A 21,491-nucleotide genomic window follows, 5' to 3' on the forward strand; every position below is an offset into this window, starting at 1 on the left:
TTTGACAAAGAATAGAGAGGGGGAGCGCTCATTGAAAACGTTGAAGCTAGGAACAAAAATCAATATTTTGATTTTTTGCATCATTATTCTATTAACCATTGTTTTGACGGCTGCTGCCATCATCCAAATCAAAAAAGGAATCCAAAAAGAAACGCTTGAAAGAGTCAAATCCAGTCTTTCCTTGGCCTATCACTATCTTGACGAAAAATATGAAGGGAGTTGGGCTGTCAAAAACGGAGCGCTTTATAAAGGAAGCGAGAAAATCAATGGCAACAATCAACTCGTTGACGAAATCGGAAACCTAACGGGCGGAACGGCCACGATCTTTCAAAATGAAACACGGGTTGCCACCAACATTATCGTGAACAATCGACGGGCTGTTGGCACAACCGCGCCTTCAGAAGTGGTGGAACAAGTGTTAAAGAAAGGGAACACCTTCTTCCGTGAAGTGAATATTTTGCATCAATGGTATCAAGCTGCATATATGCCGATCAAAAACGATCGCGGAGAAACGATCGGGATGTTTTATGTGGGGATTCCCCAAACATATGTGGACACAGCCGTGTCTTCCCTTTTGAAAACATTGATCCTTTCTGCCGTCATCATACTCGTGATGGCATCAGCAGCCACAATATGGTTCTCGCGTCGCATCCATGCTCGATTGGCCGCCGTCTCCAGCGCCCTCCAGCGAGCAGGGAATGGAGACTTTACGGTTGCCATCAATGACCAAACTCGTGATGAAATTGGACAAATTGTCGAAAGCTATAACAAAATGAAAGACGATCTTTCTCAAATGCTGACCCGAGTCGCGGATGCATCAGAGCAAGTCGCCGCGGCTGCAGAGGAACTGACAGCGAGCGCGGAGCAAACAGCCTTGTCAACGGAACAAGTTTCTGTCGGCATCCAAGAGGTCGCCAGCAGAGCGGACAGCCAAAGCAGCCAAACCAATGAAATCGCCGCCGCCATGGAGCAAATGACGCAGGGCGTCTCGCAAATCGCGGAGCGTACGACAGCCATCGCCCACTTGGCCGTCCATATGACAAACTTAGCCGAAGACGGGAAAACATCGGTCGAAAAAAATGCCGAGCAGATGCAGGACATTCATCAAGCCGTGCTCCGGTCAGAACAACTGATTCACACGTTGCAGGAGCGGTCAAAAGAAATCGAAGCGGTCGTCCACACGATTCATCAAATCGCGGAGCAGACGAATCTCCTTTCCTTAAACGCCGCCATAGAAGCGGCGAGAGCAGGAGAACATGGGGCGGGATTTGCCGTCGTGGCCGATGAAGTGAGAAAATTGGCCGAACAAACGCAAGCAGCGACAAAACAAATTACCCATTTGTTGTCTAGCATCCATCAAGATGTAGAGAACACATCAACGAGCATGGAAGATGTGATGCAAAATGTTCAAGACGGCATCGATGCTTCCCAAGAAACAGCAGCGAAATTCAACACAATTTTCGCAAACTCGCAAACCATCTCAACCCAATTGGAAGACGTATCAGCATCCGTACAGCAGCTGTCAGCCGGTATTCAAGAACTGGATTCAGCCGTTGCGGAACTCGCCGCTGCAGCCGAAAAGACGATGGAGACGTCCAAAACAATGGCCCATTCCACCGAAGAACAGCTCGCTTCCATGGAAGAGATTGCGTCAGCAGCCGCTTCATTGGCGAATGTATCCGAAACGTTGCAAGAAATGGTGCAAAAGTTTACGATTGCATCAAAACACTCGCTTGATTCAAACGGGTAAGCAAAAAATGTATATGTTTTACATTCACTCTTTTTCTTTACTAAAATAAGCTATTTTTGATCACTCTGATTCAACCGGGTTCGACAGCAGCCGGACAGATAAAATGCCTCTCATCCTTTGAGACAGAAAGGTTGGGAGGCATTTTAGTCATATGGTTATTTATGAAAAATGTTCAAAGAGGACTTCAGTCCCAAATCTGTAAAGCACTGCGCTTATTTGACCGTCAGTTTGGTTCATGAACAACTGAAATCGTTCTGCGCGCTTCCACAATCCCCCGCAGCTTTCATCATCCCCCACAATGCAAAATCATGATTCGATCAAGCGAACAGCGTCACCGCTGTCCGCTTGACGAGAGCAACGCTTCTTTGACCAACTCCATCGCGTGTCCATCGTTCGGGTCATTCGTCCCCAACTCGCCGCGGAAGGCTTTCTGGAGAACGGATTGTTTTACTAAATCGAGCTTTTCCTCCGCTGCCAAAACGAGTTGTTTTTCGTTCTCTAATTTTTCTAATAAGTTGTCGAGTTTCTTGGCGATGCGTTTTTGTTCGTTTAGGGGAGGCAAGGCAAAAGGAAAATCTTTGATTATCGTTTGAGAGATATTCGGTTGGGCTCCACCTTTACCTAACGCTACTAAATCACTTCTTCGTGCAAAAAAATAGTAAAACATATATTTTGAATCTAAAAACTCATACGGTTGACCGACTGCACAGGCCTGATTTGTAGCAGCATCTATACCAAGTATGCCAAGTCTCCCAATTGTTGCACCATACATTGCAATGACTATAGATCCTTTTGGAAATATTTTTGCACTGGACTTCTGGAGTCCCTCTTCTGTAATAGTTTCTTCAGAGCCGGTAATTATTCCATCATTTAATTCGCCCGTTTTAATCCAAGGAATATCCCCACCGTAATATTCTAATCTCTTTCTTGAAGGGGTCCCCCCTGACCCCCACTTTGCTACATGGCCTGATCGAACCCACACCCAATTCCCCGGCACCTCATAAGGCCATTGTTCTTTCGGAATGACGTCTTTTTCACTTAGATCATCGGATGTTTCCAATATACTTTTCTCGCTCGGGTCATTTGTCCCTAATTGCCCTTTAAACGCCTTCTCCAACATGACCGCCCGCCGCCGTTCGATCGACTCCTTCACTTCTTCAATCAGCCGCTTTGCTTCGTCGATTTTCGCAAACAGCCGCTCAATTTTATCAGCGATGCGTTTCTGTTCGTTTAGGGGAGGCAAGGCAAAAGGAAAATCTTTGATTATCGTTTGAGAGATATTCGGTTGGGCTCCACCTTTACCTAACGCTACTAAATCACTTCTTCGTGCAAAAAAATAGTAAAACATATATTTTGAATCTAAAAACTCATACGGTTGACCGACTGCACAGGCCTGATTTGTAGCAGCATCTATACCAAGTATGCCAAGTCTCCCAATTGTTGCACCATACATTGCAATGACTATAGATCCTTTTGGAAATATTTTTGCACTGGACTTCTGGAGTCCCTCTTCTGTAATAGTTTCTTCAGAGCCGGTAATTATTCCATCATTTAATTCGCCCGTTTTAATCCAAGGAATATCCCCACCGTAATATTCTAATCTCTTTCTTGAAGGGGTCCCCCCTGACCCCCACTTTGCTACATGGCCTGATCGAACCCACACCCAATTCCCCGGCACTTCGTACGGCTGCTCGTCTTTGGGCACGAGCGCTTCTTCGAGCAGCTGTTCCATCGATTTTGGTTTGGCCTTGCTCATCGTTCTGACACCTCGAGTCGTTCAGCGACGTGGAGCATTTCGGTTTTGGCCGGTTCGTAGCGGGTCGGGTGTTCGGCCGCTTTCAGTTCGGCAATGACTTCATGGAGCAGCGAGATGGCGAGCTCTAATTTCTCCACCGCTTCTTCAGCCGAGTCGATCGGGTCGGGCAAGTTGTCGTACACGGACAGCGATTCGTCGGCGATGAGACCGATGTCGAGGCTGTCGCCTTTTTTGGCGATGTCGTCGCGGGTGAAGACGTTCCACCGTTCATCGTCGACTTGATGGCGGTCTTCGGCGGTGTAGGCTTTCGTAAATCCGGCGAAATGGTCTTTCGTCAACGGATTGCGCTTGCCAAACGACGGCATGTTCGTGCGAAGATCATACACCCATACTTCTTTCGTGTTGCCCGTGTCTGTTTCCCCGCGGGTGAAGAACAAGACGTTCGTTTTCACCCCTTGGGCGTAGAAAATGCCGGTCGGCAAGCGCAAGATCGTATGGACGTTGCATTTGTCCATCAAGTCGCGGCGGATGTCGGCGCCGACGCCGCCTTCAAACAGCACGTTGTCGGGCACAACGACCGCGGCGCGCGCCTTGCCGTTTGGTCTGAGCGCCCGGTAAATGTGCTGGAGGAAGTTCAGCTGCTTGTTTGACGTCATAAACGTAAAGTCGGTCCGTGTCGCCCGTTCCCCGCCTTTTTTTGTGCCAAACGGCGGGTTTGTCAAAATGACGTCATACCCTTTCAGCCGCTCGCCAAGGGGAGAGAGCGTGTCGCCAAGCAAAATGTCGCCGTGCACATCATGCAAGAGGGCGTTCATGACCGCGAGGCGGTGCGTGTCGCGGACGAGCTCGACCCCGGAGAACGCTTCATATTTCTGGAACCGAATTTCTTCTTCCGATAAATCAAAATAGTCGTCCGTTTTCGCCCGGACGTGGCGGCTGGCGGCGATCATAAAGCCGAACGTCCCCGCCGCCGGGTCGTGGCAGCGCTCGCCGGGCTTCGGGTCAACGAGTTCGACGATGACGTCAATCAGCACGCGGGGGGTGAAATATTGCCCCGCGCCTGATTTCAATTCGCTCGCGTTTTTCTCGAGCAGCCCTTCGTACAAGGCGCCGAGCCCTTCTTCTTTCGCGTTGTACCAGTCAAGCGCGTCGATGGTGCGGATGATTTTTTCCAAGTTTTTCGGCTCACGGATGTTGGACGTCGCTTCGGTGTAAATTTGCCTTAACAGTTCGTTCTCTTCCTGCCCAAGCGCCATGAGCAGCTGTTGGTAATACGTTTTCAGCTCGATTCCATCCTTTTTGGCGAGCACGTCCCAACGGTATGGCTCGGGGATGATGTATTCTTGCCCGGTTTCTTTCATCATTTTCAAAAACAGCAAATACGTCAGCTCGGTGACATATTGGTGGTACGTGATGCCGTCGTCGCGCAAGACGTTGCACAAGTTCCACAGCTTTTGGACAATTTCTCGGTTGTTCATCTCTAGGCTTGCTCCTTCTTGGCGTAGTTGTACAAGTTTTCATTAATTTCGCGCACGATTTGCGGCAATTGACCGCCGAAAATATTGTTCAGCTGCTTAAAGCCGCCGTGGCTTTTAAACGGTTCGTAGTCAAACGCTTTTTCCGGGTCGGGATGGAGGACGTATTCTTGCAGCAGCTGTTTTTCGATCCGCTCAAGCCATTTCTTTTGCAGCGGCGGCCATGGTTTCATCCGGTAAATGGCGTTCATGGCGCGGCGAATTCGTTCTTCATGACTGATGAGCGGGTCGCCGAGCGCCTGTTGGCGGATGAAGGCGATAATGTCAGCGGCGATGTCCTCATTTTTCGCCTCCCGCCATGCCGCCTGCAGTTTTTTCTCGGAAAAGCCTCTTCGGTCAAGTTCCAATCGCAGTTGTTTCAACTCTTCCCTCGTCAGTTCGGACGGCCGCTGGCAGACAATCATCAGCGCCGGGATTTTATTCATGTTCGTGCGGATAAATTCACCGAACGCCTCTAAATAGTCGTCCGGTTTTTCCGCATTGCCGTAGCCTCGTTTGACGCCAAGCAGCTTGTCTTCATGGTGGGAAATGTATTGCTTGCGCTCGCGGTACCGGTTTTCGTCCAAATAGCGGAACATCGATTTATATTCTTTCAGCCCGTCTTTCAGTTCATCAGACGGCAGCGATTTCAGCCAGTCGATGAATTCATCGACCGTTTTTCCGCCGGAAAGCACGCGGAAATCTTCGTGTTGCCTGTCGGACCACGTCCGCTTTTTCCGTTGCATCTTCGCAATGATTTGTTCTTTTTGGTATTCCAGATGGGCGGTCTGTTCAAGCTGTTCGAGTTCATCGAACAGCTCCGTCAGCGTCGCCTGCGGACGGGCGACGATCGGTTTCATGCTTGTATACGGCTTTAACGTTTCGTAAATGCCGACGGCGTCAAAGATGTTGAAATGGTCTTTCCCAATCTCATCGCACCGCCTTGTCGCCCGGCCGAGCATTTGTTCATACAAAATGCGCGAGCGAACGCGGCGCAAAAAGACGAGGTTCGTAATCGCCGGCACATCGACCCCTGTCGTTAACAAATCGACCGTCACCGCGATTGTCGGGTATTTTTCGTTTTTAAACCTGCGGATCGCTCCTGACGGGTCTTTGATCGATCCGGTGATTTTCATGACCGCATTGTCATCGAACTCTCCGTATACGCGCGCAAATTCTTCTTTCAGCAGTCGGACGACGAGATCAGCGTGATCGTCCGTCGCGGCAAAAATGAGCGTCTTCCCTTCATCATCCGGAGCGATATAGTTGACGAGCTCGCGAATGATGACGCGGTTAAAGCTTTCCGTTACGACTTTCGTGTTAAAGTGCGAAACATCAATGTTCAGTTCATCCTCCAAATACTCTTGCGACACCGTATGGGATACGGCGTCGTAGACATCAACCGTCTCTCCTTTCGCCCACGTAATCCCTTCCCGTTTCAGCACCGTATCAAACTGATACGGCGGCTCATGGTCGACCAAATACCCGTCGATGACCGCCTCGCGATACGAATACGTAAACACGGGCGGGCCGAAAATGTCCGTCGTATGCAAGGCGGGCGTCGCGGTCAAACCGATGCGGACGGCATCGAAGTAATCGAGCACTTGCCGATACTTGCTTACATAATCGCGATGGTCTTTAAACTCCAGCTCGATTTCGTTCATTTCTTTATCCAACGTATAGCCGCGGTGGGCTTCGTCGACGATGATGCAGTCATACTGGTCAATCGGCGGAACGTCTTCGGGACGGTCGTTGTAAAAAATGCGCTTCAACATTCCTTGAACGGTGGCGATATGCACTTTCGTCTCCGGATCGGGCTTTTGGTCGTACAGCGACTGCAAACCGTAAATCTCGGCAAACGTCTGAAAGTGCTCCATTCGGCTTTCTTTAAACGCCGCTTCCGCTTGTTCGGCGAGCGCTTTTCGATCAACGAGAAACAAAATGCGCCGAAACCGTTTCGCTTTGAGCAAGCGGTAAATCAAGCCGATCGCCATGCGCGTTTTTCCCGTTCCCGTCGCCATGGCGACAAGCACGCTCCGGCGCTTGTCTTCAAGCGCCCGCTCAACAGCCTGAATCGCCCGCACTTGGTACGGCCGCAGTTTCAAATAATCAAACGTTTCATCACGCAGCCGCTGTTCGGATCGTTCAATGTCTTGTTCCAGCAGCTGTTTCAACCCGTCCGGCGTATACCAGCCTTGCAGCGGGCGCGGATGGTTCGTCGATTTCCGGGCGTCCAAAAACCAAATGCCGGACTTTTGTTCAAGCTGTTTCACGTACGGACGGCCGTTGGTGGCGAACAAAAATGGAACGAAATACTCCCCCCACGGCTCGTGAATCACTTCTTGCCCATGGCGCACAACGAGACGGGCGTATTGTTTTGCCTGTTCGATATCGGCGGGGATGTCTTTGCTTGCGCGTTTCGCTTCAATGAGGCCGACCAGCTCCAAGCCGATAAAAAGAGCATAATCGGCAACCCCGTGCCGAAGCGGCCATTCGGCAATCGCCAAATTCCGCCCCTTCTCTGGCCGCGCGCCTTTGGCAAAGCGCAGTTTTTCCGAATCAGCCTCCCAGCCAGCCGCCCGCAGCTGTTCATCGATGATGAGGCGCGTCTCTGCCTCAGTCAGTTCGAAATTCGCCACCGCCCGCCGCGAATAGTCACGCCGCTTTTGTTTTTCCTCGGCACTCGTATACAGCCCCGTCTCGCGGATGTGCGAAAGCTCCGCTTCCAAGTCGGCAAGCCGCTGTTTATACGATTCGATGAGCCGATTCAGTTCATCCGTCGATTCAGATGATGGCGGCAGCGGCTCTCGATACTGGGGAGCTTCGAACGACCAGTCACCGTACACTTCCATAAACCATACAGCTAGGCGAAACGCCATGTGCAATAGCGTCTTTGCCTCATGCACGTCCCCATAATGGGGATCATGCACCGCTTGATTGCCTTTTAAGCGGATCATCGTGAAGATGTCATATATCTCTTTTGGGATGATTTGTTCATACAGCAGCACCTTGAGGCGGTCTTGCTGATCGGTGCCGCGCTCTTCGCGAATGCCTTCGAGCGCCAATATGTATTTCGTCATCGCCTCGGCCAACTTTCGCAGCTCGCTGATCGCCACGTTTGGGTTTTGATGCACATGCCGCTCGGCCGTCTCCCCTACTCGGGCAAGCACATCCCATTTTCCTTCTAGAAATTGAAAGTTATGCGCCATGTCCATCCCTCATCTTTGTCTCTTTTGCAACTTTCTTCTTTTGCCATTATCATATCATGAAAAAAAGCCCGCTGAAAACGGGCTGTTTGTGTTCCCAGACAGGACCATAAAAAAGCGAACAAGGGCGGTTGCTGTCCTCAGTGTCATTGCTGATGTGAGAATCAACTCGCGATGGCAAGGAAAGAGCAGCGCCAATGAAACATCTTTTAACCAATTCGAAATCTTTGATTGCTCATGATTTCATCAATCATCTCATCTATGTCATCCTTACGTTTCCCGCTAGTATCCAAAAGATGCTTTCGATCGAATCCTGATGCATGGAACTCATTCAGCAAAATGAGGCAGCGTTCCCCCATTTGTTGCTCGGGGGCCCTCATCTCATCCCTTTGCCTTAACGTTTTCCCATCTGCCCACAAAACAACATACATAACCGTTACGTTTAAATCCTTTACATTTTCATACAACCATATCGCTTCTTGGGGAAAGGCAATATAATCCACTACCACATCATTGCCGTATTTTACAAAATTTCTTGCAAGACTTAGAATATTATCCCAAATTAGTGAAAGCTCTTCTTTACTTTCCCACGGTTTTTTCCGTCCATTGATATGCATATGGCTGATGTCATCGCCGGAAATATACGCACTACGCTCCAACTTGTTCGCCAATGCTGTTGAAATTGTTGATTTGCCAACTCCAGCGGGGCCTGATATGACATAGACTGTTCTTGTTTGATGATTTTTCATATGCATCCCTTTTTACCTGCTCAATATAGTTTTATTACCCGTGGTAATAAAAACGACAACATAAACCTGAATCCGTGATAAAGACGCGTTCAAAGCTGCCAAGAAAACTGGATCAATCAACAAAATATTGCACTCGGGGTTTTTCACCTAATAGGTGAACATTCGAAATGGAGTCGAAGTCTCGGCACGATTGGGCTTCCCAGCATTTTGGATACACTTCTGTCACAGATTCGGGATAAACAAAAAATCCCTTGAAGCCTTCTAGCTCAAGGGATTTCACTCGATGATTCCGACTGGGCTCGAACCAGCGACCTCCACCCTGTCAAGGTGGCGCTCTCCCAGCTGAGCTACGGAATCATATTTTGTTGTTCGCTATCGAACACATTTCTAATTATATAGACGAGCATACAGGTTGTCAACAACTTTTTTTAAAAAAATCGCTATTCATGATGAAAAAAGGAAAGGTGCCTTCCCCGAAAGGAATAATGCGTGTTGGAACGGTTCGACATCGTATTTTTTCTACATTCTGATTGTTCTATCAAACGAGAATTTGCTTGCAAAGGCTGGGGGAATTGATGAAAAACGCACGCCGCTTCCGGTGCCGCTCAAAATGAAACTGCAGCTGACGGTCTTGTTCAGCAGTACATTTCCTGTTTTATTGTTCAGCTTAGCGATGGAAATCAAATGGTCGCTCGCCGGACCGAGTGCATCCCATTGGTCGTATTGGCCCTGGGCAGCCGTGATTTTGCTGTTTTCGATCGCGTTTTCCGTTTTCTTGACTCGCTTGTTGGTCGATGAGATCCATGAGCCGGTCAGTGTGCTGTTAAGTCATATGAAACGGGCGGAAAACGAAACGTATAAACCCGTCGCCCACAATGTGTATACCGATGAATTTGCCTATTTACTTCGCGGATTTAATCATATGATCGACGCTGTGCATCGACGCGACCGAACGAACAAAGAACTGCTCAACCGTTTCATCACTGTCCTGACAGCGGCGCTTGACGCCCGCGATCCTTATACAGCTGGGCACTCGCTGCGCGTGGCCCGTTACGCACTCGCGATTGTGGAAAAGCTTTCCCTTCCGAATGAACAGCTTGATGCCTTGTATCGTTCCGCTCTACTGCATGATATCGGAAAGATCGGCGTTCCCGATGCCATTTTGCTTAAAGTGGGAAAGCTAAGCGATGATGAATTTGCCCGGATCAAAAAACACCCCGCCCTTGGAGAAGCCATTTTGCGCGAGATTAGGCCGATCGAAGCGATTGAGCCGCTGTTAGCCGGCATCCGCTCCCATCACGAACGCATCGATGGGAAAGGATATCCAGACGGTTTAACAGGCGACGAGATTCCGTTGTTTGGCAAAATCATCGCCGTGGCCGATGCATTTGACGCCATGACTTCCGATCGTCCGTACCGTAAAGGGATGGATATTCATCAAGCGGCAGACATCTTGAGAAAAGGAAAGGGAACGCAGTGGGACAGCGAACTCGTCGATCTCTTTTTGAAGCACTTAAAAGAGGAGCGGCTGTTGTCAACCTCAGCGGCATCTTGACCCGCCCGCCAAGCTGTGAAGGCTTGGCGGGCTGATGGCTATGGCGTTGAAACTGACGGCCGCTCTTTCACAAACGACAGCGCCTGCTCAAAATCGGCGATCAAATCGTTGACATCCTCAAGTCCGACGCTCAGCCGCAGCAAGCCGTCGGTAATGCCGCGCCGGAGCCTCTCTTCTTTTGGCATCGCCGCATGCGACATTTTCGCTGGGTGCGATAAAATTGACTCGACAGCCCCAAGGCTGACGGCGAACACGGGCAGGCGGACGTTTCGGACGAACGTCCGAGCCGCTTCTTCATCGGCTAAACGGAACGACAGCACAGCGCCAAACCCGGCCGCCTGATGGCGCTGGATGTCATGGCCTGGGTGGTGCGAAAGCCCCGGATAATACACATCTTCCACTTTCGGATGGCGCGCCAAATACTCAGCGATGACCAGGGCGGATTCGGACGACTGCTTCAGCCGAACGTGGAGCGTTTTTAATCCCCGCAGCACAAGCCACGCATCTTGGACGCCAAGGACAGCGCCAAATGCGTTTTGCAGTTTGTACAGCTCTTTTCCCAACTCTTCATCTTTCACCACGGCCAATCCGGCGACGACGTCGCTATGGCCGGCTAAAAATTTCGTGGCGCTGTGAAGGACGACATCGACGCCAAGGTCAAGTGGCCGCTGCAACGCCGGCGTCATGAACGTATTATCCAAGAATGTCAAACAGCCATGCGCCTTCGCCAGCTTGACGACGCCTTGAATGTCGGTCACTTTTAACAGCGGATTGGACGGCGTTTCCATATAAATGACTTTCGTGTTCGGCCGGATGTTTTCCGCCACTGCGTTTAAATCGGTCATATCGACAAACGTATATTCAATGCCAAAGCGGCCGAGCACCTCCGTAATCATCCGGTACGTGCCGCCGTAGACGTCTTCGGTCACGAGGACGTGGTCGCCTCGGGACAAGAGCAAAAACGCCGTCGAAATGGCCGCCATGCCAGAAGCGAAGGCAAACCCGCGCGTTCCGCCTTCTAACGCCGCAATCGTTTCCTCAAGCGCCTCGCGCGTCGGGTTGCCGGAGCGGCTGTAGTCGTATTTGCCGAACGTGTCGAAATCGAACTGATGGAACGTGGAGGCGTGCTGGATCGGCACGCTCACCGCTCCCGTGTGGCGATCGACTTTCCATTCATTATGGAGCAGTTTCGTTGAAAACGACCATTCCCGTTCCATCGCTTACACCTCTTTCATGTTTTTCAATGCCTGCGCCAAGTCGGCGATCAAATCGTCAACGTGCTCAATGCCGACCGAGAAACGGAGCAGTCGGTTGCAGACGCCGTTTTGGATGCGGATTTCTTCCGGAATGTCGGCGTGCGTCTGCGTCGCCGGGTACGTGATGAAGCTTTCGACTCCGCCTAAGCTTTCCGCGAATGTAATGAGGCGCAAGCTTTTTAAAAACCCGTTCACCCACTTTTCATCGGCAATCCGGAACGACAGCATCCCGCCTCTCCCTGGATACAGCACATCAGTGACATCTTCATGTTCGCGCAAAAAGGCGCTCACTCGCTTCGCATTTTCTTCATGCTGGCGCATCCTTAACGCCAACGTTTTCATCCCGCGAATCAACAGCCATGAATCAAACGGCGACAACACCGCGCCGATGGCGTTCTGGTACTCGGCCAGGCGTTGACAGAGCTCCTCGCCCTTGGCGACGACAAGGCCAGCCAACACGTCGTTATGGCCGCCTAAATATTTCGTCGCGCTGTGGATGACAATATCGGCGCCTTGTTCGATCGGGCGTTGAAGCACCGGTGTATAAAACGTGTTGTCAACAATCAACAAAAGCCCATGCCGTTTGGCGAGCTTGGCGACCGCCGAAATATCCGCCTCCTGCATCAATGGGTTCGTCGGCGTTTCCAAAAAGATGGCTTTCGTTTTTTCCGTGATTTTTTCTTCCACAGCATCAAGATCGGCAAAATCGACGTAATGAAAGCCGAGACCGTACTTGCGCCAGCCGCGCTCAAACAGGCGGTACGTCCCGCCGTAAAGGTCGGCCGATACGAGAAACTCGTCTCCGCTCTCAAACAAGGCGAGCACTGTCTGAATGGCGGCCATGCCGGAGCTGAACGCATAGCCTTGGTCGCCGCCTTCCAGTCTCGCGATCGCTTCTTCGACGATTTTGCGCGTGGGGTTGCCGGTGCGGATGTAGTCAAACCCAGTCGACTCTCCGATGCCGGCATGGCGGTAGGCGGTGGAAAAATAAACCGGCGGGTTGACCGTCCCCGTCACCGTTTCGCTCCGGTTGCCAATTTGCGCTAACAACGTCTCCAGTTTCTCCATCTCATCTCTCTCCTTCTGCTGAAAATTCCATCATGGATCAACGGCCGACCACTTAATGCCCAACGAAGCACCACTGTCCGTTGGGCAGCGGCCAAGCGCCTTCGTCCGAAACCGCCTCGCGGTTGATGGAAGCGGCCGCTTGAGTAAATAAAAAAAGTCTTCTAAGAAGAAGACTTTTCCATACGCACATGGTCATGCTTCTTCTTATCTGCCGAATTGAATGCTCAATTCGCTGGATTTAGCACCTGGCCGCCGGGCGGCTGGTTGCTGAAGCTTCATTGGGCCAGTTCCCTCCGCTTCTCTTGATAAGAATGGGACGCGTATTCAATTTTTTTAAATTTAATAAAAATGTAACGCATTCCCCACGTTTTTGCAAGCCATTTTTTTGTCAGCGGTGCGATTCGGCAAATTCGCGAAAAATTCGAGCCCTTCATTAACATCTTTGGGCGCAAATATGTTACAATAACAGATGAACTTACGCTTTCATGGAGGATGGTCATGGCGACAGCAACAGGAACGATGCGCGACTGCAAGTTGTACAGCGGAGAGCTGCAAGAAGAAATCGAACTGCTCATCTACTTGCCAAGCAATTTTTCGCCGCTTTACAAATATTCTTTATTAATCGCGCAAGACGGCAAAGATTATTTTATGTATGGAAAAATGAAAACCGTCATCGAAACGCTGATGGCAGAAGGAACAATCGACCGGACGATCGTCGTCGGCATCCCGTATCGGAACGTCAACGACCGCTACGAGAAATACCACCCGGAAGGACGAAAGCACGAAGCATACCTTCGTTTTTTAGCCCATGAGCTCGTCCCGTTTTTGGACCGCGAACTGCCGACATACCAAATGGGCAAAGGCCGGGCGCTGATCGGCGATTCGCTCGGCGGAACGGTGTCGCTTCTAGCCGGGTTGTTGTATCCGCATACATTTGGGAAAATCGCCATGCAGTCCCCCTATATCGATGACTCGGTATTGGCGCGCATCCGCTCATTCCGCGATCCATCGCTCCTTTCGCTTTACCATTCTGTTGGCACAGAGGAAACAGCGGTGAAAACGACGGATGGCCATGTGCGCGATTTTATCACCCCGAATCGAATGGCGCGGGACTTGTTTATGGAAAAACGGTTTGCTTATACGTACCATGAGTTCGAAGGCGGCCATGCGTGGACGTATTGGCAGCCGGATGTACCCCGGGCCGTAGCCGCTGTTTTATCATTATAGGACAAAACGGAGCAACTTCAAAGATGTCGAAGCCGCCGCATCCATTCCGTGCGTTTCCTGTGCATGGAAAAAGAACTGGTTCAAGGAGGGAAAACAAAATGAAGTACGGCATTGTGATCTTTCCGCCAAAACGGATTCAGGACTTCGCCAACTCGTACCGGAAACGGTACGACAGCCATTACGCCCTCATCCCGCCGCATATTACGCTGAAATACCCATTTGAAGCGGATGAGGAGCAAATAAAAAAAATGGCGAAAGAGTTGCGCCGCATTGCGGCGGAAACACCTCCCATTCCGATCAAAGTGACGAAATTCAGCTCGTTTTACCCGACAAGCAACATCATTTATTTGAAGGTGGAACCAAACGACGTGCTCGAGCGCCTTCATGAACAACTGCACAGCGGCTTGTTCGCCGGAAAGCCGGAGTTTGTGTTCGTGCCTCACATTACGATCGGCCGCGATTTGCCGGGCGCAGAATATGCGGACGTCTACAGCCAGCTGAAGCTGCAAGATGTGCACTTCGAGGAGACCGTCGACCGCTTCCATCTTCTCTATCAGCTGGAAAACGGCTCGTGGACCGTCTATGAAACGTTTATCGTCGGAGGAAAGGAAACGGTCTGAGATGAACATTGCGATTGGCACAACGCAAGATCGCGCTTTGTACGAAGACGCCTTGCGCGTCCGCCGGCTCGTATTCATTGAGGAGCAAAACGTGCCGGAAGACGAGGAAATCGACGCATTCGAGGACGACTCGTTCCACCTCGTCCTGTATGATGGCCAAACACCGGTGGGTGCTGGGCGACTCCGTTTCATTGACGAAGGCGTCGGCAAAATCGAGCGCATTTGCGTCCTGCCGTCCTACCGCGGCCGCGGCGCCGGACGGATGGTGATGGAAGCGATCGAACAGCTGGCGAAAACAAAAGGGGCGAAAACGGCGAAACTGAACGCCCAGACGCACGCAGAACCGTTTTACCAAAAGCTCGGCTATACGACCGTCTCCGGCGTCTTTATGGACGCCGGCATCCCACATGTCACGATGGTGAAATCGCTCGAATGATGGCCATAGAACAGCCTCGTCTACACTGATCCAAGGCTTGGGATCATCGAACATCGTTTCGCTCTCCTGAGCCAAGCAGAGCAAAAGGGAGCTGTGCGCACGCAAGCTCCCTTTTGCTTACTTTTTGTTGTTCAGCATATTGGCGATCGTATTGAAATCAATTTGCTTGCCGTTATGGACGATCGCCTTGACGATTTGATCCTCAAGTTCTTTTGGCACTTTCCGGTTGGCAATTTGCGCCACCCGCTTCACCACTTGGCGCACCGTTTTTTCATCGCTGAAATTGGCGTTTTGCAGCGAGTTGGCGAGCTCAAAAACGTCTTTCATATTGACACCTGTTTTCTTTTCGATGTTTTTAAAAAATTGCTGATCCATCGTTCCGCCTCCTTCTCCCTGCTATATCGTATGATGCTCCCGCCTCGGCGTGCATCAAATTAGGGAAAGAAAAATACGAGCCGCTCCGTGGCGCCGAAACGGCCCGTACCCCTTTCGCTTTTTCCGTTAGGCGACAAATGCCGCGCCGACAATAATCAACAAAATGAACAACACGACAATCAGCACAAAGCCACCGCCATAGCCACCGCCATAGCCGTAGCCGTAAGGATAACCATAACCGCAGAAGCCCATCATAATGTGCACCTCCTTCTCCGTTTACTGTATCGTATTCACCGGCTTAGCGGGGCGTATGGGCGCAAAGGCCATTTTGTCATCCAAATCGGCGGAACAGCTCGGCAAATTCCCGCTCCTTTTTCGCAAACCATTGCTCGATGTAGTCTAAGTTGCCTTGCACACTTTTTAAAAATCCATTGTTCAATTTTTCGATTTCTTGCAACTGTTTGTTAAAGTCCTTTCCCCATTGTTCAAACAGGCGGATGAACGTTTCATGCCCTTCTTTGCGTGACGCAACCCAACCTTCGAGCGCCTTTTCCAGTTCTTTGCTCACACTTTCCCCCCCTTTCTTACTGTTGTATGCAAAAACGACTGCCCGAGGTGAAGGCATCCCCGTTCTTTTTTTGCCTTGCCATATGATAAAGTAAAGATGAACGTCAACATGAAAGGGAGGAAACGAATGTGAAACGCATTGAAACAGTGGAGCAATTCGAGGCGGTCATTTCCGGTGATAAACCAACGATCATCAAGTTTTACACAACTTGGTGTCCGGACTGCGTGCGCCTCAATATGTTCATCGATGACATCGTTCGCGACTATAGACAATATGATTGGTTTGAAATCGACCGTGACCAGTTTCCGGAACTTGGCGAGAAATACCAGGTACTTGGCATCCCGAGCCTGCTTGTCTTCCGCAACGGAAAAAAAATTGCTCATCTGCACAGCGCTGACGCCAAAACGCCGGAAGAGGTGCGCGCCTTTTTGCAGTCCCTGCCGGAGTAAGACGGGGCGGCATCCTTGCCTCGCCAGAGAAGAAGGGCAACAAAAAGAGGCTGTCCGAGAAGGAAGCTTTCCTTCTCGGACAGCCATGCGAATGAACAGACAGCTCCTTATGGATCGCCGATTGTGGAAACGGAAGCCGTCAATATTCAATTTCGTCGTAGTCTTTCGGCTGGCGCGTCAGCTGCGGGCTGTCAAACATCAATTCAATCGAAATTTCCTCATCGGTCGTCCGCGTCCGCTCGGAGCGGTCGTTTGGTTTCAATTGGACTTGAATTTCCTCATCCGTCGTTTTTATCCGTTTGTCTTCCATCGTCTTTTCCTCCTGTGTCATCAGTTTCGCAAGAGCGGTTCGACTTTTTGCACAAGCTCTGCCATTTTTGCGGCGTTTCGTTCATACAGCGCCTTCGCCTCTTCGGAATTCGTCTGCAACGCATACAGCTCCAGATCAGCCTGCACTTTTTTCATCGCGGCCAAGAGCAGCTTTTTCTCCTGCGGCTCGGCAATTTGGATCTTATCATCGTACAAATCGATCGTCAGCTGTCCGTATGAATCGACTTGGGCGAGAAACACATTTTCAATCGCCACTCCTTGTTTGTCAAGCTGTTCCTTCAGCCAGCCGCGGCCAAGCCCCATCGTAGCGAGTGGCTCATCCAAAATCATGCCGTCCATAATGACCGTTTGCGGCTCTTTTTCCCGCGGTGGGTTTGGGAACACATCTCCGACGGTGAGCGGCTGCTTTTCCCGCTTCAGCAACACGTTCAAGTCGCCGTTTGGCTCAAGCACCGCAAACTCGACGTCGGCGACGCGGAACACATCTTTTTTGCGCAGCTGTTCGAGCAGCTCGTCAACCGTATATTTCTCCCGTTTCAAGTTTTCCTCTAAAATTTTGCCGTTTTTAATAAAAACCGTGGAATTGCCCTCGACAAAATCGCGAAATTTCTTGTTGCGCAGCGAGAGACGAGCGACAGCCACTGGAAACAGCGACCAAATCAAAATGCTGGTGATGCCTTCTTGCAACGAAATTCCTAAATCGACCGACATCGTTCCAGCGATATCGCCGACGGTAATGCCGACGATGTATTCAAAAAACGACAATTTTGATAATTGCTTTTTGCCGAGAATGCGGGTGATCACAAACAACCCGATTAAAATGCAAATCGAACGAATGGCGGTTTCTAACCATATAGGCATCGATCATGCTCCTTACTTTCCGTGGTATTGCGGCTCTTCGAACTCGAGCCGGCCGATCCGGTCTTTGATGTCCGCGATGATCTCCTCTGTCGCAAGCATCGCTTCATGAAACGTCCGTTGCGCCGTTTCATCCTGGGAAGTGAGCGCCAGCTGTTGCAGCCCAGCGTGAATGCCTTTTAAGCTCGCCAACGTTTGTTTCACCTGCGAAGCAACGGTCATGGAAGATCCCTCCTATCCTTTCGGGCGGAACAAGAGCGCCCCGATAAACCCAAAGACGATCGCCGCGGAGATGCCGGCGCTCGTCACTTCAAACATGCCGGTCAATACGCCGATAATGCCGTGTTTTTCCGCCTCTTGCATCGCGCCGTGAACGAGCGCGTTTCCAAAGCTCGTAATCGGAATCGTCGCCCCGGCGCCGGCAAAATCAATGAGTGGCTCATACAAACCGAATCCATCCAAAATCGCCCCGACGACGACGAGAATCGTCAACGTATGCGCAGGTGTCAGTTTAAACACATCCATCAAAATTTGCCCGATCACGCAAATCAGCCCGCCGACGACAAACGCCCAAAAAAACATAGCCAACACGCTACGCCTCACCTCCATACTCGATCGCCACCGCGTGGGCGATGCATGGAATCGTCTCGTTTTGCTGGAACGATAGCGGCGACAATAGCGCTCCTGTCGCGACTGCCAAAATGCGCTTCAGCTCGCCGCGCCGCATCCGTTTGATGAGATGCCCGTAAACGACAACGGCGGAACAAGCCGCCCCACTTGCGCCGGACAAAACCGGCTGCCCATCGCGGTAAATGAGCAGTCCGCAATCTTGGTAGCGCTCTTCATCGATGTCAATGCCGTGCTGACGCAGCAAGTCAAGGGAGACTTGGCGTCCGATTCGCCCTAGATCGCCGGTGACGATCAAATCGTAATACGATGCATCGATTTGCATGTCGCGCAAATGCGCCTCAATCGTATCGACCGCCGCCGGCGCCATCGCCCCGCCCATGTTGAACGGATCGGCGATCCCCATATCCACAACGCGGCCGATCGTCGCTGCCGTCACGCGCGGCCCGTCCCCTTTCGGGCTGACGATCGCCACGCCAGCTCCCGTTACCGTCCACTGCGCTGTCGGCGGCTTTTGCCCGCCGTATTCGGTTGGATAGCGGAACTGCTTTTCGACAGCGGTGTTATGGCTTGACGCACCGGTTAAGATATAGTCTGCCCCGCCATAGTTGGCAATAAAAGCGCTGAGCGCAAGCCCTTCCATGGAGGTTGAGCAGGCGCCAAAAATGCCAAGGTGCGGCATGCCGAGCGTTCGGGCGGCAAAACTTGTCGGCGTCATCTGGTTGATCAAATCGCCGGCGATGAGAAACTGCACGTTTTCCTTCTCTAACCCGGCCTTTTCCATCGCCTGAAACGCCGCCTCCTCAAGCAACACGCGGTGCGCCTTCTCATACGATTCCTCGCCAAGCCATAAATCTTCATGCAAAAGATCGAAATCATCAGCGAGGCGGCCGTTCGCTTCAAACGGCCCGCCGACGGCAGCGGTCGCGATAATCGCCGGCTTGTTGGCAAACACCCATGTTCGGTGCCCTTTCAGCATTACAATCCCCCCCACTGGGTCGCAATCGTTTTGACAAGGGCGATAACAAAGGCGGCAAACGTACCGAACAAGATGACCGATCCGGCGAGCTTGAACATGTTCGAGCCGACGCCTAACACAAATCCTTCCGTCCGGTGCTCAATCGCCGCCGAGATGACGGCGTTGCCAAACCCTGTCACCGGCACGGCGCTTCCCGCCCCAGCGAATTGGGCGATCCGGTCATAAACGCCAAGCCCAGTTAAAATCATCGACAAAAAGACCATCGTCGCCACCGTCGGATTGCCTGCCGTTTGCTCGGTAAAGTCAAAAAAATACATGTAAAAATAAGAGATCGCCTGTCCAATCACGCAAATGATTCCGCCAACGAGAAACGCGCAAACACAGTTGCGAACGATAGGGCGCTTCGTTTCCCGCTCTTTTTCGAATAAATGATATTCCTGCTGAACCGGGGTCAGCTTTTTCCGTTTTTCATTCGCCATAATGACACCTCTTATGTTTGCTCTTTGCTTAGCTTTTCAATGCGCCTGATTTCCCGATTGACTTTTCGTTCATCCCAGCGTCGATTGTCCATGTTAGCTTTTAATTCCTTCGTCTTCCAAAAAATTTTCAAATCGCTCGAGGAAACAACGTCATAGCCAGGAAACAGGTCGCGCAGTTTTTGGTCAATGTCTTTCTCAATTTGTTTTCGACTCCACCGCTTCATATGGGGAATTTGATAAGCAATGAGCAACCGATCCCCGCTGTTGACCGCCACCACGTCCCGAACATCGTCGCGCCCGCGCAAATAGCTGGCCGCCCGCTCGGCCGGACCTTGGTTCAGCTCCGCATGTTTCGCCGTCCCGGACGTTTGGGTTCTCAGCAGGTTTGCCCCTTGCAGCGATTGCTTTTGTTCCGTTTCTTCTTTGGCGCAGCCGCCGACCGCGATCATCGCAACGACGGCCGCCAACCACCATTTTTTCATCTTCATCAACCCATTCGTTTTTATGTATTTCCGCCAAGTCGGGAAAGGTTGGCGTGCTGTGCCAACCTTTCCGCCTGAACCATCCCATTCGCTTCTGCGAAGGTTATTGTTGTTTATATTGTGGCTCTTCGTTTTGAATTTCTTGCATGCGCGAGTTCACCAAATCAATGACCGCCTGCGTTTGTTGGGCAGCTTGTTGGTAAAGCTGTTTCGCGGCTTGGTTTTCGGTTTGCAAAGCAAACGTTTCGAAGCTCGCTTGAGCCGATTTTAACCCCGCCAATGTTTGTTTCACTTGTGTTGCAACCGTCATGATTCATGTCCTCCTTATATGGTGTAAGATTGGTGGTGACAATGTTTAGAATGGTTTTTCGCCGCCAAATTATAATTGTCATTTTCTGCAAAACGTTCTCCCGCCTTTCCAGCCTTTCCGGGCACGAAAAGGGCGCCTTCTGCAGGCGCCCATACGGTTTACGACTTGTTATCAACTTTATCGGAATAACCGCGGCCGAGCGACGGGTTGTTTAAAATACCGGCCATCACCAAAATGCTTAAGAAGGCATGGTACAGTTGTTCATATTTGCCAAGATCAATGTCGACGCCGAATGTCTCAAGCGCAATCACGGCAAACGATCCGATTGCCAGCCAAAGCCCGTAATTTTTAAAACGCTCCACCGTTTGCGTCCCCCATTTGCTTTATGGCTAGATCCACGAGAACGGTCTCCGTTCTCCTTCGTTTCGATCATGGCCTCCTTCACCATGTTCTTCCTTATCCCGGTCCCGCACATCTTCAACGGCTTCCATTTCCGTATCATCGCGGTGCGGGAACAACCATGGATCGCGGATGCGGCCGCGCGGCATAATGACGATGTCATCGGCATGAATGATCAATTTATCGACATGAATCACTTTCGCTTTTTTCCGATCCGACATGCCCTTCCCCCCTTCCTTTCGCCTAGTTGCACTGTTAGACTATGCAAGGAGGCGAAGCGAAGTATAGGCATCTCTCACAGATTTCCGTTATTTCTTCTTGATGACGGCTGGCCGACCGCATCCGCATCCGCATCCGCTCGGACGCCGCACAGGCTGCGTTGTCGAAGAAAGCACCCTTGTCACCGGTTTCGACGGAGTAGGCTTCTTCATTCCTCATCCCTCCATCCCGAAAAAGTGTAGCCCTCGCCGATCAACCAATTTATGTTCAAGTCCATTT

At 51.1% G+C, this 21,491-nt stretch carries 25 protein-coding genes, 1 tRNA gene and 1 riboswitch; of the genes, 6 read left to right on the forward strand and 20 right to left on the reverse strand.

Going from position 1 to position 21,491, the window contains the following annotated elements; translation table 11 throughout:
- Positions 1-31: 31 nt before the first annotated feature.
- Positions 32-1,750, forward strand: a complete 1,719-nt coding sequence (locus tag ACVBDQ_RS04165; protein WP_138187032.1) for a methyl-accepting chemotaxis protein — start codon at positions 32-34, stop codon at positions 1,748-1,750.
- Between the two features lie 331 nt (positions 1,751-2,081).
- On the opposite strand, the gene ACVBDQ_RS04170 is transcribed toward ACVBDQ_RS04165, so the two are convergent.
- The 5 genes from ACVBDQ_RS04170 to ACVBDQ_RS04190 form a co-directional block, all read right to left on the reverse strand.
- The gene (locus ACVBDQ_RS04170; protein ID WP_446663044.1) at positions 2,082-3,506 is read right to left on the reverse strand and encodes a restriction endonuclease subunit S; all 1,425 of its coding nucleotides are present in this window, start codon (positions 3,504-3,506) and stop codon (positions 2,082-2,084) included.
- Entirely contained in the window at positions 3,503-4,984 is a 1,482-nt protein-coding gene (locus tag ACVBDQ_RS04175; protein WP_033010489.1) for a class I SAM-dependent DNA methyltransferase, read from the reverse strand. The genes ACVBDQ_RS04170 and ACVBDQ_RS04175 overlap by 4 nt, the downstream gene beginning before the upstream one ends.
- Positions 4,985-4,986: 2 nt before the next feature.
- Complete coding sequence (hsdR, locus tag ACVBDQ_RS04180; protein ID WP_110107789.1) at positions 4,987-8,229, reverse strand: type I restriction-modification system endonuclease; 3,243 nt, start codon at positions 8,227-8,229, stop codon at positions 4,987-4,989.
- 206 nt (positions 8,230-8,435) lie between these two features.
- The gene (locus tag ACVBDQ_RS04185) at positions 8,436-8,981 is read right to left on the reverse strand and encodes an AAA family ATPase (protein ID WP_014195200.1); all 546 of its coding nucleotides are present in this window, start codon (positions 8,979-8,981) and stop codon (positions 8,436-8,438) included.
- A 278-nt stretch (positions 8,982-9,259) separates the two neighbouring features.
- A tRNA-Val gene (locus tag ACVBDQ_RS04190) sits at positions 9,260-9,332 on the reverse strand.
- 193 nt (positions 9,333-9,525) lie between these two features.
- Here ACVBDQ_RS04190 and ACVBDQ_RS04195 point away from each other — a divergent pair.
- Positions 9,526-10,530, forward strand: a complete 1,005-nt coding sequence (locus tag ACVBDQ_RS04195) for an HD-GYP domain-containing protein (protein WP_446663045.1) — start codon at positions 9,526-9,528, stop codon at positions 10,528-10,530.
- A gap of 38 nt (positions 10,531-10,568) precedes the next feature.
- On the opposite strand, the gene metC is transcribed toward ACVBDQ_RS04195, so the two are convergent.
- A complete protein-coding gene (gene metC, locus ACVBDQ_RS04200; protein ID WP_138187997.1) occupies positions 10,569-11,747 on the reverse strand; it encodes a cystathionine beta-lyase in 1,179 nt (392 codons plus the stop codon).
- A gap of 3 nt (positions 11,748-11,750) precedes the next feature.
- On the reverse strand, positions 11,751-12,854 hold the full coding sequence (locus ACVBDQ_RS04205; protein WP_138187999.1) for a methionine biosynthesis PLP-dependent protein: 1,104 nt from the start codon (positions 12,852-12,854) through the stop codon (positions 11,751-11,753).
- 201 nt (positions 12,855-13,055) lie between these two features.
- Positions 13,056-13,166, reverse strand: a riboswitch (SAM riboswitch).
- A 186-nt stretch (positions 13,167-13,352) separates the two neighbouring features.
- Here ACVBDQ_RS04205 and ACVBDQ_RS04210 point away from each other — a divergent pair.
- The 3 genes from ACVBDQ_RS04210 to ACVBDQ_RS04220 all read left to right on the forward strand — a co-directional run bounded on the left by ACVBDQ_RS04210 (position 13,353) and on the right by ACVBDQ_RS04220 (position 15,137).
- Positions 13,353-14,081, forward strand: coding sequence for an alpha/beta hydrolase (locus tag ACVBDQ_RS04210; RefSeq protein ID WP_025038942.1), 729 nt, complete (start codon positions 13,353-13,355; stop codon positions 14,079-14,081).
- A 98-nt stretch (positions 14,082-14,179) separates the two neighbouring features.
- Positions 14,180-14,701 (forward strand): YjcG family protein, encoded by a 522-nt coding sequence (locus tag ACVBDQ_RS04215; RefSeq protein WP_011230365.1) that lies wholly within the window; start codon positions 14,180-14,182, stop codon positions 14,699-14,701.
- Position 14,702: 1 nt separating this feature from the next.
- Positions 14,703-15,137: a GNAT family N-acetyltransferase gene (locus ACVBDQ_RS04220; protein ID WP_011230364.1), complete on the forward strand. Its 435-nt coding sequence runs from the start codon at positions 14,703-14,705 to the stop codon at positions 15,135-15,137.
- Positions 15,138-15,254: 117 nt separating this feature from the next.
- Here ACVBDQ_RS04220 and ACVBDQ_RS04225 read toward each other — a convergent pair whose 3' ends face one another.
- The 3 genes from ACVBDQ_RS04225 to ACVBDQ_RS04235 form a co-directional block, all read right to left on the reverse strand.
- On the reverse strand, positions 15,255-15,512 hold the full coding sequence (locus tag ACVBDQ_RS04225; protein WP_011230363.1) for a stage VI sporulation protein F: 258 nt from the start codon (positions 15,510-15,512) through the stop codon (positions 15,255-15,257).
- Between the two features lie 126 nt (positions 15,513-15,638).
- Positions 15,639-15,767, reverse strand: a complete 129-nt coding sequence (locus tag ACVBDQ_RS04230) for a YjcZ family sporulation protein (RefSeq protein ID WP_013146038.1) — start codon at positions 15,765-15,767, stop codon at positions 15,639-15,641.
- Positions 15,768-15,843: 76 nt separating this feature from the next.
- Positions 15,844-16,080, reverse strand: a complete 237-nt coding sequence (locus tag ACVBDQ_RS04235) for a hypothetical protein (RefSeq protein ID WP_011230361.1) — start codon at positions 16,078-16,080, stop codon at positions 15,844-15,846.
- Between the two features lie 128 nt (positions 16,081-16,208).
- Between ACVBDQ_RS04235 and ACVBDQ_RS04240 the strand changes: the two genes are divergently transcribed.
- Complete coding sequence (locus ACVBDQ_RS04240; RefSeq protein ID WP_011230360.1) at positions 16,209-16,529, forward strand: thioredoxin family protein; 321 nt, start codon at positions 16,209-16,211, stop codon at positions 16,527-16,529.
- A gap of 139 nt (positions 16,530-16,668) precedes the next feature.
- Here the strand turns inward: ACVBDQ_RS04240 and ACVBDQ_RS04245 are convergent, their stop codons facing one another.
- The 10 genes from ACVBDQ_RS04245 to ACVBDQ_RS04290 all read right to left on the reverse strand — a co-directional run bounded on the left by ACVBDQ_RS04245 (position 16,669) and on the right by ACVBDQ_RS04290 (position 21,214).
- Positions 16,669-16,839, reverse strand: a complete 171-nt coding sequence (locus ACVBDQ_RS04245) for a hypothetical protein (protein ID WP_011230359.1) — start codon at positions 16,837-16,839, stop codon at positions 16,669-16,671.
- A gap of 20 nt (positions 16,840-16,859) precedes the next feature.
- Positions 16,860-17,720 (reverse strand): DUF421 domain-containing protein, encoded by an 861-nt coding sequence (locus ACVBDQ_RS04250; protein ID WP_013523193.1) that lies wholly within the window; start codon positions 17,718-17,720, stop codon positions 16,860-16,862.
- A gap of 12 nt (positions 17,721-17,732) precedes the next feature.
- Positions 17,733-17,939 (reverse strand): DUF1657 domain-containing protein, encoded by a 207-nt coding sequence (locus ACVBDQ_RS04255; RefSeq protein WP_011230357.1) that lies wholly within the window; start codon positions 17,937-17,939, stop codon positions 17,733-17,735.
- 12 nt (positions 17,940-17,951) lie between these two features.
- Positions 17,952-18,308, reverse strand: a complete 357-nt coding sequence (spoVAE, locus tag ACVBDQ_RS04260) for a stage V sporulation protein AE (protein WP_013146042.1) — start codon at positions 18,306-18,308, stop codon at positions 17,952-17,954.
- Position 18,309: 1 nt separating this feature from the next.
- Positions 18,310-19,323 carry a stage V sporulation protein AD gene (gene spoVAD / locus ACVBDQ_RS04265; RefSeq protein WP_068894944.1) on the reverse strand — a complete coding sequence of 338 codons (1,014 nt, stop codon included), beginning with the start codon at positions 19,321-19,323 and terminating at the stop codon, positions 18,310-18,312.
- The gene (gene spoVAC / locus ACVBDQ_RS04270) at positions 19,323-19,802 is read right to left on the reverse strand and encodes a stage V sporulation protein AC (protein ID WP_011230354.1); all 480 of its coding nucleotides are present in this window, start codon (positions 19,800-19,802) and stop codon (positions 19,323-19,325) included. Before spoVAC ends, spoVAD begins: the two co-directional genes overlap by 1 nt.
- Before the next feature lie 11 nt (positions 19,803-19,813).
- On the reverse strand, positions 19,814-20,290 hold the full coding sequence (locus ACVBDQ_RS04275) for a YhcN/YlaJ family sporulation lipoprotein (RefSeq protein WP_011230353.1): 477 nt from the start codon (positions 20,288-20,290) through the stop codon (positions 19,814-19,816).
- A 97-nt stretch (positions 20,291-20,387) separates the two neighbouring features.
- Positions 20,388-20,594, reverse strand: coding sequence for a DUF1657 domain-containing protein (locus ACVBDQ_RS04280; RefSeq protein ID WP_011230352.1), 207 nt, complete (start codon positions 20,592-20,594; stop codon positions 20,388-20,390).
- 158 nt (positions 20,595-20,752) lie between these two features.
- Positions 20,753-20,956: a hypothetical protein gene (locus ACVBDQ_RS04285; RefSeq protein WP_013523190.1), complete on the reverse strand. Its 204-nt coding sequence runs from the start codon at positions 20,954-20,956 to the stop codon at positions 20,753-20,755.
- 27 nt (positions 20,957-20,983) lie between these two features.
- Complete coding sequence (locus ACVBDQ_RS04290) at positions 20,984-21,214, reverse strand: hypothetical protein (protein WP_011230350.1); 231 nt, start codon at positions 21,212-21,214, stop codon at positions 20,984-20,986.
- Between the last annotated feature and the right edge of the window lie 277 nt (positions 21,215-21,491).

Source organism: Geobacillus sp. CCR (assembly GCF_052906625.1).

Bases quoted from the DNA above. Each gene is read 5' to 3' on its own strand.
- ACVBDQ_RS04225 (WP_011230363.1), bottom strand. From the start codon at position 15,512: ATGGATCAGCAATTTTTTAAAAACATCGAAAAGAAAACAGGTGTCAAT.
- ACVBDQ_RS04185 (WP_014195200.1), bottom strand. From the start codon at position 8,981: ATGCATATGAAAAATCATCAAACAAGAACAGTCTATGTCATATCAGGC.
- ACVBDQ_RS04230 (WP_013146038.1), bottom strand. From the start codon at position 15,767: ATGATGGGCTTCTGCGGTTATGGTTATCCTTACGGCTACGGCTATGGC.
- ACVBDQ_RS04280 (WP_011230352.1), bottom strand. From the start codon at position 20,594: ATGACGGTTGCAACACAAGTGAAACAAACATTGGCGGGGTTAAAATCG.
- ACVBDQ_RS04215 (WP_011230365.1), top strand. From the start codon at position 14,180: ATGAAGTACGGCATTGTGATCTTTCCGCCAAAACGGATTCAGGACTTC.
- ACVBDQ_RS04290 (WP_011230350.1), bottom strand. From the start codon at position 21,214: ATGTCGGATCGGAAAAAAGCGAAAGTGATTCATGTCGATAAATTGATC.
- ACVBDQ_RS04275 (WP_011230353.1), bottom strand. From the start codon at position 20,290: ATGAAGATGAAAAAATGGTGGTTGGCGGCCGTCGTTGCGATGATCGCG.
- ACVBDQ_RS04205 (WP_138187999.1), bottom strand. From the start codon at position 12,854: ATGGAGAAACTGGAGACGTTGTTAGCGCAAATTGGCAACCGGAGCGAA.
- ACVBDQ_RS04255 (WP_011230357.1), bottom strand. From the start codon at position 17,939: ATGACCGTTGCTTCGCAGGTGAAACAAACGTTGGCGAGCTTAAAAGGC.
- ACVBDQ_RS04210 (WP_025038942.1), top strand. From the start codon at position 13,353: ATGGCGACAGCAACAGGAACGATGCGCGACTGCAAGTTGTACAGCGGA.
- metC (WP_138187997.1), bottom strand. From the start codon at position 11,747: ATGGAACGGGAATGGTCGTTTTCAACGAAACTGCTCCATAATGAATGG.
- ACVBDQ_RS04245 (WP_011230359.1), bottom strand. From the start codon at position 16,839: ATGGAAGACAAACGGATAAAAACGACGGATGAGGAAATTCAAGTCCAA.
- spoVAD (WP_068894944.1), bottom strand. From the start codon at position 19,323: ATGCTGAAAGGGCACCGAACATGGGTGTTTGCCAACAAGCCGGCGATT.
- hsdR (WP_110107789.1), bottom strand. From the start codon at position 8,229: ATGGCGCATAACTTTCAATTTCTAGAAGGAAAATGGGATGTGCTTGCC.
- spoVAC (WP_011230354.1), bottom strand. From the start codon at position 19,802: ATGGCGAATGAAAAACGGAAAAAGCTGACCCCGGTTCAGCAGGAATAT.
- ACVBDQ_RS04250 (WP_013523193.1), bottom strand. From the start codon at position 17,720: ATGCCTATATGGTTAGAAACCGCCATTCGTTCGATTTGCATTTTAATC.
- ACVBDQ_RS04175 (WP_033010489.1), bottom strand. From the start codon at position 4,984: ATGAACAACCGAGAAATTGTCCAAAAGCTGTGGAACTTGTGCAACGTC.
- ACVBDQ_RS04170 (WP_446663044.1), bottom strand. From the start codon at position 3,506: ATGAGCAAGGCCAAACCAAAATCGATGGAACAGCTGCTCGAAGAAGCG.
- ACVBDQ_RS04220 (WP_011230364.1), top strand. From the start codon at position 14,703: ATGAACATTGCGATTGGCACAACGCAAGATCGCGCTTTGTACGAAGAC.